Origin of the sequence: Clostridium swellfunianum, from assembly GCF_023656515.1 — a bacterium.
Classification (GTDB): domain Bacteria; phylum Bacillota; class Clostridia; order Clostridiales; family Clostridiaceae; genus Clostridium_AT; species Clostridium_AT swellfunianum.
The window spans coordinates 458,637-474,200 of the sequence record NZ_JAMOFV010000006.1 but is presented as its reverse complement, the minus strand read 5'-3'; the positions used below and the strand labels follow the sequence as shown (position 1 = coordinate 474,200).

Here is a 15,564-nt window from a genome sequence, read left to right as displayed (position 1 = left end):
AAGAAAGGTTTTAATATATGAAAACTGTACTATTGACAAATGGACAGCAAAGAAAAACTTTAGCTGCAGCACGTTCGCTAGGCAAAAGAGGAATTAATGTAATTGTAGCAGAGGAGACTAGATTTAATATTTCAGCTTTCTCTAAGTATTGCAGCAAGTCCTTAGTATACCCTAGTCCAAAAAAAGCTCCTGAAGAGTTTTACAAATGGCTAACAGCTTCTATAAAAAAATACGACTGCGATGTTGTTTTTCCAATGGACGATGATGTTTTGGAAGTGGTTATGAACCATTCACATGAGCTTTCAAAAATGTGTACTATACCTCTTCCAAGCAAGGAAAGCTACGAAACAGCTTGTGATAAAGGCAATGCAATTAAGCTAGTTCAAGGGTCAGGAGCACCTTGTCCTAAGACTATTTTTCCTGATAGCCTGAGCAGTTTAAAGGCTTTAGCTGCAACTATGAATTATCCCATGGTTATTAAGCCTAGAAAAAGCTCTGGCTCTCGAGGCATAAGAATAGCACATGATGAGGAGGAGCTTTTAGGGCTTTATGAAGAAGCTCATTCAGCTCAGCCCTTTCCAGTAGTTCAAGAATATATAGGACTTGGTGAAAGATATGACGTATGCCTTCTTTATGATAAAAATCATAAGCTAATAGCACACTTTATTCAAAAGGAAATAAGACATTTCCCAGTAGACATTGGGCCAAGTACAGTTCAAATGAGCGTTGAAATGCCTGAGCTTTTAGAAACTGCCTTAAGCATTATGAAACAGCTGCCTTGGTATGGTGTTGTGGAGCTTGAATTTATGATTGACCAAAGGGATAACAAGCTAAAATTCATGGAGATTAACCCAAGGTTTTGGGGTTCTCTTCAAATGGCTATAGCAGCTGGAGTGGACTTCCCCTGGCTTCTATACAAATTGGCAGCCGGGGAATTTGTAGAAAAGGTGCTTAAATATGAAACAGGGCTGATGTGCAAATGGCTTTTGCCCGGAGACATATTTCACTTTATAAGCAATAAAAGCAGAAGAAACATGAATCCTCCTCTTTTCTCCGGGAAAAGGCACAAGGTTATAGACGATACTATAGATATTAAAGATCCGCTACCTGTTTTAGGCTTTATACTCGCTTGCTTAAGATACGTGTTCGATATAAATATGTGGAAGTTTATTTTTAAAAGATAGGTGCACAATTATGAAAAATGTTTTTACTATTGATGTAGAAGATTGGTTTCACACTATGGACTTTAACTTTCCTGTGAGCTCTTGGAATAATTATGAAGACAGAGTTCATCATGGATTAAAAGATATCCTTGAGCTATTAGACAAATATAATGTGAAGGCTACCTTCTTTGTTCTAGGTTATGTGGCAAGAAAACATCCGGAGCTTGTTAGAGAACTGATAAACAAGGGACATGAAATTGGTTCTCACGGCGACATGCACAAAATGGTTACTACTCAAAATAGAGAAGAATTTAAAAAGGATGTAGCTGCCTCTAAGGAGATACTTGAAGACATGACGGGAAAGAAAATAAATATATACAGGTCTTCTTCCTGGTCTATAGTACCTAAAACCATGTGGGCTTTGGAGGTTTTAGAGGAGCTGGGCTTTAAGTACGACTCAAGCATTCAGCCCTTTACAACTCCGCTCTCAGGCTTTAGGAATGCTCCAAGGACTCCCTTTTACCCTGTGGTAAATGGCAAAAGGTTAAACCTTCTTGAGTTTCCACCATCGGTTATGCCTTTAGGAAAAGCTTGCCTGCCCTTCTGCGGCGGCTTATATCTCAGGGTTCTGCCAAAGAGCTTTATAAATTATGCCTTAAATAAGGTTAACAAAAATAATTCCGGAATGATTTATACCCACCCTTGGGAGCTTGATGTAAAGCAACCAAGGCTAAAGGTTCCGCCTCATATAAAGTTTACACATTACTATAATTTAAGTTCAACCAAAGATAAACTTGAATATCTTCTACAAAACTTTGAATTCGATACTTTATCAAAGGTTGTGGAGGATGGAGTTTATCCATATATAGAATTAAAATAATTTTCTTAAGGGGTTTTTTATTTGAAGCTAAACCTGAAACAAAAGTTGAAAATTAAGAATGATATTTCACAAAACCTGGTAGTAATCATTACTCTAATAAACATGTTATTAGCTGTTGCAGCACTAGGCAAGGATATTTTCATGGCTTCTTACCTAGGCACTACTGAAAAGTCTGATGCCTTTACCCTAGCCTTTTTTATTACGGACATGATAGGCAACAACCTAATTGCCAGCGCCGTTGGTGTAAGCTGCATACCCTTTTTCACAAGAGCACAGCTTAGTAAAGATAAAAATTTGTTATCTAAAAGGTTTAAGGATACAAACCTTGTTTTTTCTATTATAACCTTTGCTTTAGCCTTCATATTGTTTGTCTTTAGAAACAGTGTTATAAAACTTCTTGCTCAAGGCTTTACACCTGGTACAACAGCACTAAGCATAAAGCTATTTATAATACTTCTGCCTACTATAATACTCTATCCTTTAGTATCTACAGGAGTATCCTATATGCAGGTAGGTGGAAAATTTATAGTAAGCTCACTGGCACCTGTTATTTTTAACTTAATCTTTTTAATTGGAATTATATATTGTTATATTTTTAAAATACCAACAAGCAGTGGAGTATACATTATAAGTTTTTCTGTACTACTCTCGGTTATGTCAATGATATTGCTTATTTACTTTAATATAGTGGGAAAGACAGCAAATAAAGAGGATTATGTTAAAAGCAAAACAAATTTAAACCTCGGCTTGTTTAAGTTGTTTATGCCCTATTCATTGATTTTATTTATATCTCAAATTGTTTTGTATTATGAAAGGTATTTAGCTTCACAGCTTCAAGCTGGAAGCGTAGCAGCCTTAAGCTACACCTTTAGGCTGTCTCAATTTCCAATTTGGGTGTTTGTATCGGCTATAGGCACAGTAGTTTTTCCTCTCATGTCTAAGCACAGCAGCGAAGGAAACACCAAGGAATTAAGCTCTGTGTTTAAAAAAGCTTTATGGTGGGCATTAGTTTTAACTGTTCCTATAATAATAATGCTTTATGCCTTAAGGCTGCCAATAGTTGAGGTGTTATTCCTAAGAGGCGCTTTTGATATTAACTCCTTAAATATAACCACTGAAATTTTCTCTAGCTATGTGTTTGTAATACTAGGACAAAGTATAACCGCTATAAGTCTTAAGAGATTTCTTGCAGAGGAGAAAATTAAAAAACCTCTTATAATATATATTTTTTCCTCAAGCATCAATATAGTTTTAGATAATTATTTAGTTAAAACTCTAGGAATAAAGGGACTTGGCTATGGAGCAGCCATAAGCTCACTGGTGAACGCATTAATGATGATTTATATAAGCAAACTATCCTTAAGGCATAGTTTAAATAGAAGCATAAGCAGGATAACTAAGCTAGTTTTAGCTAATGTTTCTACAATTTTAATATGTTTTTTAGCAGATACTATATGGAATACATTTTTATCAAGTAGCAGCTTTTTAATAAAATTCATCTACTTATCATTTGTGGTTATAACTACTTTAGTTTCATACGCAATTAGTTTAAAAGCTTTGAAATTGCTTTAAGGGAAGGGGTTAACATGACAGATACACTAATAATTATTCCTGCTCATAATGAAGAAAAAAACATATTAAAAGTATTAGAAGATATAAAAACTCAAAGCCTAAATATGGATGTGCTTATAGTAGATGACGGCTCAAAAGACAAAACAAGGGACTTGGTTATGAGTGAAGAAGTTAAAATAATTTCTCATCCCTATAATTTGGGTTACGGAGCTGCTCTTCAAACAGGATTTAAATATGCAAAAAAACAAAATTATAAATATGTAATTTTGTTTGACGGAGATGGACAGCATAATGCTAAATATATAAAGGATTTCTATGAAGAAATCAGCAAAAATCATTGGGATATCGTATCTGGCTCTCGATTTCTTGTGCAAGATGAATCGGAGGTGGAGCTCTTAAAGAAAATAGTCATTAGAGCTTTAAGAAAAATTATCTTTATCTCTACAGGGGTTAAAATAACAGATCCTACCTGCGGCTTTAAGGCACTTTCGCAAAGAGCTTATGAATTTTATTCTAAAATGGGCAATTATCCTGCAGATTATCCTGACTCAGATATTATTATCCAAATGCTTAAGCTTGGCTATAAAATTAAGGAAATACCCATTTCGATAAACAAAAGAATTCACGGTACAAGCATGCACTCTGGTTTAAAGCCTATAATATATCTTTTTAAAATGTTTCTAAGTATAAATGTTGTACTGCTTAGACACAAGCTGCAAAGGAGGGAAGAGCTTGAATAACATACTACGAATTTTTATCTTGTTGCTAGGCATATCCTGCTTCTTAATTATACTTAAGCTTCTTGTGAAGAAAAAGATAGGTGAAAGAGCTTCTCTGCTCTGGCTTTTTGGAGCATTAGTAATTTTAATAGCTTCATTTGTTCCAGGATTGCTAGATGAAATATCCAGCTTAGTTGGAATAGATTACCCTCCTTCCTTGTTATTCTTGTTATCTACTTTAATATTGTTTATAATATGCTTCATGCATTCAGTACAAATATCGACTTTAAATGCACAGCTTAGAGAGCTCACTCAGCATGTAGCCGTTAAGGAAATATGCCAGGACAATATGATGAATATAAAACATAAGGAAATTATAGAAACTAGTAATGCTAAGGATGAGGAGGATATAAAAACTAATGATTATGTTTAACAGTTTAAGCTTATCAATATTGATATTGGTTTTAGTCTTAATAATAATTTTGATAAGCACAGTTAGTTTTATAAAGATAAAAAAGCTTAAGAGATTGAGAGCTTTAGACAGCAGTGTAGAAAAGCTGTTAAACAGTTTAAACTTTAATGACAGCCTTGAAGCAAACTTAACAGAAATGCTTTCTATACTGCCTTCGTTAATAGCTGCTCCCTCCTATGCTTTATATATTTATGACAGTAAAAACAATACCTACTTATTAAAGGCTATAAGGCAGTCTGTTAATGGCAATGCTCAAATAAGCCCTGCTTACAGTGGACTCTTGCCTTATAAAAAAGAAAGCTTTTTTATGCCTCATACTTTGCCTGTTGATATGCTTCCTAAGGAAATTGATAGCTTTAAATATGGCGAAGTCCCCTTAATTGGAGTGTCTTTTGAAAATAAAAAGTGCCTCCTTGCAATTGGGCCTGTTTCAAAGCTTTCCTCTAGTGATAAGGATAGATTGAATAATATTAGCAGCAAAATGAATCCTGTTTTAACAGCTTTAATAGAGACAGAGGATTTGAGAAGCAGAATGAAGCTAATTGTTTCTTCTAGAAAAGCAGTAAAAAATGTTTCTTCCTTCTTTACTGATATAAAAAGCATGCTTAATGTTATTTTAGAAGTAGCTATGAGGTCAATCAATGCCAATGGCTCCCTGTTTATTCTAGAGGAGAATGGACAGTATAAATTGGAAGAAATAATTGGCTTAGATGAAAACATAAAGACCCATTTAATAAACGATTCTAAAACTCATTCCTTGTTATTTGAGCTTGTTTCTAATAACCAATACGTATTTTTAAATAAGAGCAATAAAAATTATTTTAAAATACCACCTTACTTTGTAGCAGAAGAAATGGAAATGCTTCTGCTTGTAAGGGTAGCTTCCGAAAAAGGAAATGGTTTGGCTGCGTTTTGGTACAATGACAATATAGATATGAAGGATTATCAAATAGCAGCTCTTAAGGTTCTATCACAAAGAATAGTGGATATTTTAAACAACCACAAGAGCTTTGAAAAAATATCAGCTTCCTATATCCATGTCCTAAAGACTCTGGCTAAGCTGGTTGATAATTTAAGCAAACATACCATAGGCTATTCAGAGCTTATGTACCGATATGCTGTAATTATCTGCAGAGAGCTTAAGCTTTCAAAGGAAGCTACTAAAGAGATAGCTCTTGCTGCATACCTAAGCAATATAGGGGTTATAGGCTTGTCTGATAAGATACTAACCAAGCAGGGCAAGTATGACGAAATAGAATATGAAATGATGAAGCTTCACGCAGATGCAGGTGCATCAATAATTGAAGCTACAGTAGGAAATCCTAGAATTGCTTCCTACATAAGATACCACCATGAGCGCATAGATGGCTTTGGATATCCAGAACAGCTTAAGGGCGAGGAAATACCATTAGGCGCTAAAATTATAGCGGTTATTCAAACCTATCTAGCTAAAATATTAAGCCGTGAATATAGAAAGGCTCTTCCTTTTGATCAGGCATTAAATCAGCTTAAAACAGCAAGAGGCACTCAGTTAGATGCTCAGGTGGTTGATGCATTGATAAACTGGTTTAGAAGAAAACAACTAGAAAGCAAAGACAGCAAAGCCCCTCTGGGAAGATGCTTTGAAATGCGCTGTTCTTCAGAAAGCGTATGCGTTAAGTGTCCTGCCTATAAAAGCGAAAATCAAAACTGCTGGGAGCATAAGGATGTTAACTGCTCAGAGCACGGAGGCGAATGTGAAGACTGCTTTATATATACTGAATACAAGAGTAGGGCTAACCTAAAATGATTAGTAGAAGAGAGCAATTTAAAAACGCAAAGGATTATATTCTATATTACGGCATAGGCAAAGAAGAAGAACTTAGCAAGCATGATATAGCCATTGTAGAGCCCTTAGGTCAAACTAAAGAGACCTTAGACTTAATGCACAAGCAAGGCACCTTGGTGATAGCTTATGTAAGTGCAATAGAAATTTCTAAACATTTTCCAATGTTTAATCTTCTTAAGCAGGAAGATTTTATACATGTAAATGATAACCCTTTAAAAAATGAAGAATTTGAAACCTATCTTCTTAATATAGGGTCTAAAAGATGGAGTTCAATGCTAATCCAGCATATAGGCAACCTAATAGTAAATGAAAACTATGACGGCATATTTCTCGATACTTTGGGAGATATTGAATGGTCTGTTTTGCCAGAAGGGTTAAGAAACGATATGCTTCTTTCCGCAAGAAAGCTGTTAAATACTATTAGAGGTTTATTTGAGGATATAATAATAATTCAAAACAACGGAATGCACCAAGTACTCAACTATACCTTCGAATTTATTGATGGGCTGTGCTTAGAAAACCCTAAGCTTGAGCTTAGTGACACCTCAGATTGGGTTCAAGCTTCAATAGATAAATTAAAGGCTCTAAGAAAAGATTATGCTATAAAAGTACTATTGCTTTACGAGGAAAATTATTTTAACGAATCTTATATAAGTGCTGTTAAAGACGATGTTCTTTTCTATAAAACTAAAAGCTATACTTCTATAGAATAAAAAGGGGCTGTCTCAAAATATAGTTTAGAATAAAATTACCGCTGAAATAACATATTTTGAGACAGCCCCTTTTTTATTTCTTTGGAATTAATTTTAATGAAGGCACGCTGCCAGCATAATATTCGATTTTATATCTTTCCGTTTCTGCAGCATATAAATTATTTGTTTTAAGCTTTAGAGGGCTAATAATCCTTCCTAGATTTATGTTTGGATCTTTTCCATAAAGCAAATTATCGGCATTATCAGTTTTTCCATACCACCAGCCGTTAAAACCTAAAACCTGAGCTAAAATATAGGAATTTTTTATGTCTTCAGAAGCCCCCTGCCAGCTCACACTCTCTCTCTTATAAGACAGAGCAGCAACATTTATCTTCATTTTGTCTCTATACTGCTTAACCTTTAAATACTTTTCTATGTAAGAGGCGTCTGCTCTATAGGAATCTCCGTCACTAAAAAAGCTTTCTACTAGATACCAGTCATTAGAGTTAAGATGAGTCGGTAATCCCTTTGGGTTTGCAATCTTGTCCACTTTATTTCCTAGTGAATCATCCACAAACCAGGAATTTGCCATAACCTTCATACCTTTACTATGAATGTAATCAACTATTATATTTTGTCTCTCTCTAGTTTCATTCCAATCGTAGCCAAACTGATCTATAAAAACTCCGTACCAGCCTGCTGCTGCAATTGAATCTATTTCAGTTTTAACTTTATTTAAATCAGCTTGTCTCCATTCACTTCTAATTGCTGTTGGATTATCAGGACCAAGGTTTACATATCCAAACAGCTTGGTTTTCGCCTTAATATACTCAGCTACTCTTTTAGACTTGTAGGACATTTCATCCGGTCTCATTGTAATTATAAAAGGGAACTCCTTTAATACCTGCATTGAGTAAAAAGGATCCTTTGAATTATTTATATTGGATAAGCTTGAATAAATAAAGGCTGTAGGCATGAGCTTATTCTTGTCCAATACAAAACCTGAATTAAAAGGCTTGTTAGCTGTACTTTCAGCCAGAGCCATCAACTTGTCCAAGGCTGTAGAAGTGCAATAACTAAAGCCGTTATCCTTAAGAAATTTATTTAATGCACTTTGAGACTTGCCTCCAAAATATCCATCTGTGTCAAGCGCTATGTTGTCGTAGTCCTTATAGCCAAGCTTGTTCAAACAGTATTGATAATACTCAGCTTTTTCATCATAAACTGAGCCGTTAAATACAACTTGAGCTTCTTCTGCCGCAAGAACAGTATTGTTAGTATTTGCTTCCTTGTTTATAAAGGTTGTATTTAACATAGTAAAGCTAAATACGGTTGTAAAGCATAAAGCTTTTGCAATTGTGTTTTTAAGCTTAATAATATTCATATTTTAACCTCCTGATTAGACTATTAAATTAAAACCCTATGGCCTAGGTTAAAATATGAAGCTTAAAGAATAAAAAAATGCTCAGCAAAGGCTGAGCATTTTACACTTTAACACATCACAAGTGCTAACCTTCGGCAGCTGGCTGACGTAGTGCATTAAGCACCGTAGTCCCTATAGCTTTGTGTCATTAGCTTTCGCTAACTTTACTATTATCGAGTTATTCATTTATTTCATTTTACATTAATATAGTGTTCCAAGCAATAGTGCATAATTAACAGCCTGTCGTATTTGCTTGAAAATTATAATTAACTGCTAATTTTCAGCCAAGCCTCCATAACTACCTCCAGCTCCCTGCTCAGTTCTTCTTTTCTACTGTAAAGCTTGTTTAGCTCCTCATAATCTAATTCTGGAACAGCCATAGCCATATCAATGCTATTTATTTCGCTTTCAAGATTTTCAATTTTTGCTTCAGCCTTAGCTTTTTCAGCTTCCTTCTTTTTAGCTTCATCAATACTCTTAGGCTTCTTAACTTTCTCTACCTTTACTACGGGTTCCTTGACCTCCTGCTGCTTAAGCTCTTCCTTTAAGCCTTTATAGTAATCATAATTTCCAAGGTAGCTCTTAAAGCAATTATTCTCTACAGCAATAACCCTCTCACCAATCTTATTGATAAAATATCTATCGTGAGAAATGAAAAATATTGTTCCTTTGAAATCCTCCAAGGCTTCTTCAATAGTTTCAATAGAATCAATATCAAGGTGATTAGTAGGCTCATCCAGTATCAATAAATTTACCTCTTCATATAAAAGCTTAGCAAGCTTAAGTCTAATTTTTTCTCCTCCGGATAGGTGCTTTACTTTCTTAAACACACTGTTCCCAAAGAACATGAACTTAGACAAGTATTCTCTCGCTTTTCCATCTAGTATAAAAATATCCTCCCTAAAGCATTCAAGAACAGTAAGCTCTTCGTTTTTAAAGGTGATATTTTGAGGCAGATAAGCAGCCATCACACTAGCACCTAACTCAGCTGCGCCAGCATCAGGTATCTCTTCACCTAAAAGCATTCTTAAGAACGTAGTTTTTCCACATCCATTTGATCCAATTAGTCCGACTCTTTCGCCGTAATTAATTAATAAATCAGCATTCTTAAAAATCACCTTATCTTCGTAGCTTTTACATAGTCCTATGGCCTTGATAGTCTCATTTCCTGATCTCTGTGCAGCTTTTAAATTAAGCTTCATATTCTGCTTCTCAAAAGCAGGCTTATCTATTCTCTCCATTTTTTCGAGCTTTATCTGCATGCTTGCAGCTCTTCTAAAGAACTTGTTGTTGTCTGCCCTCATAGCCCAGTCTCTCAAATCCTTTATGGCTTTTTCCATGGAGTTTATCTTTTTTTGCTGCTCTCTAAACTGTTCAAACTGAATTCTTAAGTTTTCTTCCTTTTGAGCAACATACGAAGAATAGTTTCCCTTATAAGTTAGAGCCTCCATATCTTCTATTTCAACAATTTTATTCACTACATTATCTAAAAAATACCTGTCATGGGATACTATAATTACAATTCCTTTGTAACTTTTAAGATACCCTTCAAGCCACTCCATTGAGTCCATATCCAAATGATTTGTCGGTTCATCCAAAAGCAGTATATCAGGATTATCCATAAGAAGCCTTCCAAGCACTACTGTAGTTTTTTCCCCGCCACTTAGTAAGCTAAAATTCTTATTTAAAAAGCTGTCTTCAAACTTTAAACCCTTGCAAATTCTGCTTAGTTTTTCTTCTATATCATATCCGCCCTTAAGCTCATAGGCTTGGAGTAGCTTACTGTACTGCTCTAAGGCTTTCTCAAGTTCACCACCCTCTAAAGCCTTCATCTTGTCTTCTAACTTGCGCATTTCCTTTTCTATGCTGTGTGCTTCTTCAAAGGCCAAATTTAAAACATCAATAACCTTTTCACCATCAGGATACTGAGGTATTTGTTCAAGATAAGCGCAAGTTGCTTCTTTAGGCTTCATGATAAGTCCTTCATCATAGCCTGGGCTCGAGGTTTGAGGGTAACCAGGCCAGTAGTTCATAGGCTCTATCCCTGCAATTAACTTAAGAACTGTGGTCTTTCCGCTGCCATTTACCCCTACTATACCTACTTTCTCTCCTGAATATACCTGAAAGCTTATATTTTTAAGCACAAGGGTAGCATCCATATATTTTTTTACACCATTTAACGATAATTCAAACATAAATAATTCTCTCCTTTATCCATCTAATAACTCACTCATGGACAGGCATGAAAAGATATTAACTACTATTCTTTTTTAAGTAAAAAGACTGTAAGAAGATAGCTCTTCCTACAGTCTGAAAATACGAGTTATATTATAACTTAGTTATAAATAATATAGCCAAATCCAGTGCACCAAAAAACCTGCACTATGACCTGCATAATCTATAAATTATAATATTTAATTTCAGTAAAGTAAGTTACCTTCTAAATTGCCTTATTCCATAAAGAGTACAGCAAATAAACCTAAATAAATAGGCATTTTAACTCATTACAAAATACATATTAATTTATATCAAAATTAATATTAGCAATTAGCTGGTGTCATAACTTACTTTCCCCTTCCTTGTTCCTTTTAGTACATAGGCATTATCAACGTCTATGTATTTTAATACTTTCTCATTATAGCATCAATAGAATTATTTGTAAATAAATTCATATATTGTATTCTTTAAACCTTTTTAAATTTCATTTAATCAACCTATATTTCTAGTAAACTCAAGAGAATTCAAAAACTATTGCACAGCATGAAGCATTGATAACTTGTCATAAAATTCTAATATGATTTTCTATTCTAATAATTTCCTGTTCACACTGAATAACTTTCATGATAAACTAACATTACTCGCACTACTACTGTTACATTCTGTACTATAACAGTATGTAAAATCAGTTATGGTAGTTATAAGCGTTAAACTAACTAATAATAGGAGGAAAGGAAATGGGAAAACTACTGAACAAATGGAATCAAATGAGCCTTGTAAAACGAATACTCATAGGTATGATTATCGGTATTATCTTAGCAATTACAGTTCCACAGCAAGCAAAATCTGTTACTATTTTAGGCTCTTTATTCGTCGGCGCACTAAAATCTATCGCTCCTGTACTTGTATTATTCTTGGTTATGGGTGCAATTTCTCAACACAAAAGCGGTCAGCAAACCAACATGAAGTCGATTATAGTACTTTATCTTTTAGGAACCTTTCTAGCAGGACTTGTAGCGGTTATTACAAGTTTTATATTCCCTGTAAGCTTAACTCTTGCAGCAGGAGCTAAGGACGTTACCCCTCCAGGAGGCGTAGTTGAAGTTCTTAAAGCCTTACTTTTAAATCTTGTAGACAATCCTATTAAAGCACTTTTCAATGCCAATTATATAGGCATATTATCTTGGGCAGTACTTCTTGGGCTAGCACTAAAGAACGCTGCAGACTCAACAAAGTCAATGATTTCTAATTTTTCAGATGCCCTGTCACAAATGGTTATGTGGGTTATAAACCTTGCACCACTTGGAATTATGGGCCTAGTATTTGACAGTATCGTTACTAGCGGTATCGGCTCACTACTAAGCTATGGAAAACTAATACTCCTTCTAGTTGGTACTATGATTTTTGTAGCTGTAGTTGTAAATCCATTAATAGTTTACTTGACTATACGTCAAAATCCATTCCCACTAGTATTTAAATGTTTAAAGGAAAGCGGTATTACTGCCTTCTTTACAAGAAGCTCAGCAGCAAATATTCCCGTAAACATGAGATTATGTGAAAAACTAGGCTTAGACAAAGATACTTACTCAGTATCAATTCCTCTAGGCGCTACTATAAATATGGCTGGAGCAGCTGTAACAATTTCTATCTTATCCCTTGCGGCAGTTCACACCCTTGGCATCAAGGTGGATATTCCAACTGCAATTATACTAAGCGTACTTTCTGCTATAAGCGCTTGCGGTGCTTCAGGTGTAGCTGGTGGTTCACTGCTTCTTATTCCTCTAGCTTGCAGCTTATTTGGTATACAAAATGATGTTGCTATGCAGGTTGTTGGGGTAGGCTTTATAGTGGGTGTTATTCAAGATTCCTGCGAAACTGCTCTTAATTCCTCTACAGACGTTCTTTTCACAGCAGCAGCTGAATTTAGAAAATGGCGTAAAGAAGGAAAGAAAATTGATATTAAAAATGTAGCATAAAAATATAGTGCCTGACTCATGGCAAATTCACCATGAGGTCAGGCACTTTTATTAAAATTCAAATCTTCTTTTCATCTCATGAAGCCCCAGCAGCGGACCTTCAAAATATTCTTCATTCCTATAATCTCTTTTAAATTTATTAAAGTAATTGTATAGAAGCTCTATGTGCTCCTCACTGCCTATCTTTCCCAGTACATAACAAGCAACAGCCTGAGTATACGGGTATTTTATATGAGGAAGGATATTGGCAATTTCCTTCGAGTAATTGTCTTCAGCCTTTATAAGAATTCTTGCCGCAGACTCAATAAATAGATCATTGGCACTTCTTTTCAAATCCTCTAGCAATTTAGGCATCACTGTTTCCTTATGTTCCATTAACTTTCTATCTATAATAGCAACAGTTCTAGGTATAAGGGATTTTCTAAGCATATTGTAAAGCTTATTTATATCCTCTTCGTTTTCAACAACTCTATTTTCTTCTTCCATTTGCTTTTTCTTAGCATCTGGAAGCTGTCTGTAGAGCTCTTCATCCATTCCATTAACTGATACAGTAATATCTAGTATTCTAAAGGCAGACATCTGGCTTGGAATGTTATTTTTAAAAAACTCTTCACTTAGGTTATCATTTATGAATTGTTGCACATCTTTTGAACCTATTTTACTCATGCTTGCACCATCCTTTGTTGATTTCACTTTAAATTATATACAACATTTAAGTTTTAAACCATATTAAGCAATTCCTAATTAAATTACAAGTATAGTGCTTTAAAAGCCTTAACGCCTTCAATAAATTCATTTTTGCCGCCTTGAGCAGGATGCCTAACCTTATGACAGCTTATATTAAGCTTTCTAAGAGTCTGTTCTGCCTTATTGCCAACTGCAACAACATGCTTTATGTTAAACATTTCAATCATTCTTAAAAGCGGCTTTTCCCCAATAAGCAGCTCTTTGCTTAGAGGCGCTCTATTACTTTGTCCATGGCCTTCCTTGTGGGGATGAAACGGAAATGCGTTCCATGCAAGTGACATAATATCATGTTTTATAAGAGTATCCCATATTATAGTTGCTGTAGCTTCCTTAAGAAGCTTATCTTTTTCCTCTACAAGTTTGTATCCAGCCTCTCTGCCAAATAAGTCGAGTCCATTCATATTATTCATAAGCAAATGCTCACTTGTAAAAGGAACTCCTGTAAGCCTGCAGCCTCTGTAGCCTGGTGCCTCTCCTACAAGCATAACCTTTGGCTTTATCTTATTCATCTTATTTAGATAAATCAGTAAGTTCTTTCTTCTAATCTCATTATCCTTATACTCATAGGAGTACTGGTTGTACACATTAGGTGTAACTTCTGTCATAGCCAGCTCCTCTATGAAGCCTTCAAATTTGTTTCTCATCTAATCAATCCTTTATAGAATTAAGTTTACTAAATATTATTATATTAATAGTGAAGGTTTTATACAATGAGTGAAAATTTGGAAGGACTACTTTACTAGCAGGTTTGCTAATAAAATAGTCCTTTACATATGGGCATCTTCTTATATAACTATTTATTTAAATACTATATGTTATAAATCTATTTGATTGATTAAACTTGCAAAAAACCATTCATCCTGCTCGTTATCTTTCCTTGAACTGAATAAAAGCTTCTATTTAAAAGAGTAGCAATTTCTCTATAAGTTTTGCCGTTGTTAACCATAGACTTAAGAGTCATTTCTTCTTTGGTTGTCCACTTTTTTCGAGACGACATATCTTTCTTAAGCTTATCTGACTCTACCTTTGCTAAAAGCCATTCTGGAAGCTCACAGCTTCCTTTATCTCGTGAAGTTATGAAGCAGGTATTTATAAACTTAAGATCGCAACTTCTCGCATCCCATTTATCTTGATGTTCCTCTAAAAATATTTTAAAGTTATAGATAGTAATCTGATATTTCTTTACAGAATTAACCTTTAACCTTCTATATTTTACATAACCTCTGTTCATCCAATTATAAATAGTCCTCGTTCCAACTCCTAAAACAGAAGCAACATTTTTAGGAGTAAGGTATTCACCATTTGCAATAACCTGATCCCTAAGCCCTATTTTGTGTGCCTTAAGCAAAATTCCATTCTTTGTTCTTCCTAGCTTTTTTGCTATATTTTCTACAGGAATAACTCCCCACTTCTCCTCAAGGTATGATACTTCTTCTTCAGACCAGTGTTTATTTTCTGAGTTTAATCCAAGTCCTTTAGCTTTTTTTATAATACTCTCCCTGCTTCTATCAGGCAAAAGTCTTATTATTTCTTCCATAGGTTTTACATTATAAAAATCTTTTAATATTTGTACTTCTTCGTTTGTCCACTTTTTCTTTAAACATTTTTTTACTTCATTAGTATTCAATTCCCCACACACTCCTCAATTAATAAAACATTAGTTGTTTTTAGTTAACTTAATTATTAAAAAAAGACAAGCAAAAAAGGTGCCTGTCTAGTAAAGCTCAAAAAGTTAACCTATATCAACGGCAACCTGACAATCATGGCAATTAATCTTGCTTTAGACTCACGGCTTTGCGTCTCCACCTTTCGATGGGTTTGCTATTATACAAATATAAAATAATTGATTTATGAAGTTTTATTTCTATTATTTTA

13 protein-coding genes and 2 riboswitches are annotated in these 15,564 nt (G+C 34.6%); of the genes, 8 read left to right on the top strand and 5 right to left on the bottom strand.

Annotated features, from left to right (window positions below; translation table 11 throughout):
- Positions 1 to 17 precede the first annotated feature (17 nt).
- The 7 genes from NBE98_RS02345 to NBE98_RS02315 are packed head-to-tail and all read left to right on the top strand — an operon-like array spanning position 18 to position 7,347.
- Positions 18 to 1,184, top strand: coding sequence for a carboxylate--amine ligase (locus NBE98_RS02345; protein ID WP_250812149.1), 1,167 nt, complete (start codon positions 18 to 20; stop codon positions 1,182 to 1,184).
- A 10-nt stretch (positions 1,185 to 1,194) separates the two neighbouring features.
- Positions 1,195 to 2,043: an XrtA system polysaccharide deacetylase gene (locus NBE98_RS02340; RefSeq protein ID WP_250812148.1), complete on the top strand. Its 849-nt coding sequence runs from the start codon at positions 1,195 to 1,197 to the stop codon at positions 2,041 to 2,043.
- A gap of 21 nt (positions 2,044 to 2,064) precedes the next feature.
- Positions 2,065 to 3,615 carry a murein biosynthesis integral membrane protein MurJ gene (gene murJ, locus NBE98_RS02335; protein WP_250812140.1) on the top strand — a complete coding sequence of 517 codons (1,551 nt, stop codon included), beginning with the start codon at positions 2,065 to 2,067 and terminating at the stop codon, positions 3,613 to 3,615.
- Positions 3,616 to 3,629: 14 nt separating this feature from the next.
- Positions 3,630 to 4,355: a glycosyltransferase family 2 protein gene (locus tag NBE98_RS02330; RefSeq protein WP_250812135.1), complete on the top strand. Its 726-nt coding sequence runs from the start codon at positions 3,630 to 3,632 to the stop codon at positions 4,353 to 4,355.
- The gene (locus NBE98_RS02325) at positions 4,348 to 4,767 is read left to right on the top strand and encodes a DUF2304 domain-containing protein (protein WP_250812128.1); all 420 of its coding nucleotides are present in this window, start codon (positions 4,348 to 4,350) and stop codon (positions 4,765 to 4,767) included. The genes NBE98_RS02330 and NBE98_RS02325 overlap by 8 nt, the downstream gene beginning before the upstream one ends.
- The gene (locus NBE98_RS02320) at positions 4,754 to 6,595 is read left to right on the top strand and encodes an HD-GYP domain-containing protein (RefSeq protein WP_250812125.1); all 1,842 of its coding nucleotides are present in this window, start codon (positions 4,754 to 4,756) and stop codon (positions 6,593 to 6,595) included. Before NBE98_RS02325 ends, NBE98_RS02320 begins: the two co-directional genes overlap by 14 nt.
- Positions 6,592 to 7,347 carry an endo alpha-1,4 polygalactosaminidase gene (locus NBE98_RS02315; RefSeq protein WP_250812118.1) on the top strand — a complete coding sequence of 252 codons (756 nt, stop codon included), beginning with the start codon at positions 6,592 to 6,594 and terminating at the stop codon, positions 7,345 to 7,347. The genes NBE98_RS02320 and NBE98_RS02315 overlap by 4 nt, the downstream gene beginning before the upstream one ends.
- 73 nt (positions 7,348 to 7,420) lie before the next feature.
- Here NBE98_RS02315 and NBE98_RS02310 read toward each other — a convergent pair whose 3' ends face one another.
- On the bottom strand, positions 7,421 to 8,710 hold the full coding sequence (locus NBE98_RS02310; RefSeq protein WP_250812112.1) for a hypothetical protein: 1,290 nt from the start codon (positions 8,708 to 8,710) through the stop codon (positions 7,421 to 7,423).
- A gap of 130 nt (positions 8,711 to 8,840) precedes the next feature.
- Positions 8,841 to 8,928, bottom strand: a riboswitch (cyclic di-GMP riboswitch).
- Between the two features lie 87 nt (positions 8,929 to 9,015).
- Entirely contained in the window at positions 9,016 to 10,944 is a 1,929-nt protein-coding gene (gene abc-f, locus NBE98_RS02305) for a ribosomal protection-like ABC-F family protein (RefSeq protein ID WP_250812111.1), read from the bottom strand.
- A gap of 759 nt (positions 10,945 to 11,703) precedes the next feature.
- On the opposite strand from abc-f, the gene sstT reads away from it, so the two are divergent.
- Positions 11,704 to 12,942 (top strand): serine/threonine transporter SstT, encoded by a 1,239-nt coding sequence (gene sstT, locus NBE98_RS02300; protein WP_250812107.1) that lies wholly within the window; start codon positions 11,704 to 11,706, stop codon positions 12,940 to 12,942.
- 51 nt (positions 12,943 to 12,993) lie between these two features.
- Here the strand turns inward: sstT and NBE98_RS02295 are convergent, their stop codons facing one another.
- The 3 genes from NBE98_RS02295 to NBE98_RS02285 all read right to left on the bottom strand — a co-directional run bounded on the left by NBE98_RS02295 (position 12,994) and on the right by NBE98_RS02285 (position 15,316).
- The gene (locus NBE98_RS02295) at positions 12,994 to 13,608 is read right to left on the bottom strand and encodes a hypothetical protein (protein ID WP_250812093.1); all 615 of its coding nucleotides are present in this window, start codon (positions 13,606 to 13,608) and stop codon (positions 12,994 to 12,996) included.
- An 83-nt stretch (positions 13,609 to 13,691) separates the two neighbouring features.
- Positions 13,692 to 14,333, bottom strand: a complete 642-nt coding sequence (locus NBE98_RS02290; RefSeq protein ID WP_250812080.1) for a uracil-DNA glycosylase — start codon at positions 14,331 to 14,333, stop codon at positions 13,692 to 13,694.
- Between the two features lie 191 nt (positions 14,334 to 14,524).
- Complete coding sequence (locus tag NBE98_RS02285; RefSeq protein ID WP_250812075.1) at positions 14,525 to 15,316, bottom strand: helix-turn-helix domain-containing protein; 792 nt, start codon at positions 15,314 to 15,316, stop codon at positions 14,525 to 14,527.
- 117 nt (positions 15,317 to 15,433) lie between these two features.
- Positions 15,434 to 15,522, bottom strand: a riboswitch (cyclic di-GMP riboswitch).
- Positions 15,523 to 15,564 lie beyond the last annotated feature (42 nt).

Coding starts and splice junctions, on each gene's coding strand:
- NBE98_RS02345 (WP_250812149.1), top strand. CDS start 18: ATGAAAACTGTACTATTGACAAATGGACAGCAAAGAAAAACTTTAGCT.
- NBE98_RS02340 (WP_250812148.1), top strand. CDS start 1,195: ATGAAAAATGTTTTTACTATTGATGTAGAAGATTGGTTTCACACTATG.
- NBE98_RS02330 (WP_250812135.1), top strand. CDS start 3,630: ATGACAGATACACTAATAATTATTCCTGCTCATAATGAAGAAAAAAAC.
- NBE98_RS02320 (WP_250812125.1), top strand. CDS start 4,754: ATGATTATGTTTAACAGTTTAAGCTTATCAATATTGATATTGGTTTTA.
- NBE98_RS02315 (WP_250812118.1), top strand. CDS start 6,592: ATGATTAGTAGAAGAGAGCAATTTAAAAACGCAAAGGATTATATTCTA.
- NBE98_RS02310 (WP_250812112.1), bottom strand. CDS start 8,710: ATGAATATTATTAAGCTTAAAAACACAATTGCAAAAGCTTTATGCTTT.
- abc-f (WP_250812111.1), bottom strand. CDS start 10,944: ATGTTTGAATTATCGTTAAATGGTGTAAAAAAATATATGGATGCTACC.
- sstT (WP_250812107.1), top strand. CDS start 11,704: ATGGGAAAACTACTGAACAAATGGAATCAAATGAGCCTTGTAAAACGA.
- NBE98_RS02295 (WP_250812093.1), bottom strand. CDS start 13,608: ATGAGTAAAATAGGTTCAAAAGATGTGCAACAATTCATAAATGATAAC.
- NBE98_RS02290 (WP_250812080.1), bottom strand. CDS start 14,333: ATGAGAAACAAATTTGAAGGCTTCATAGAGGAGCTGGCTATGACAGAA.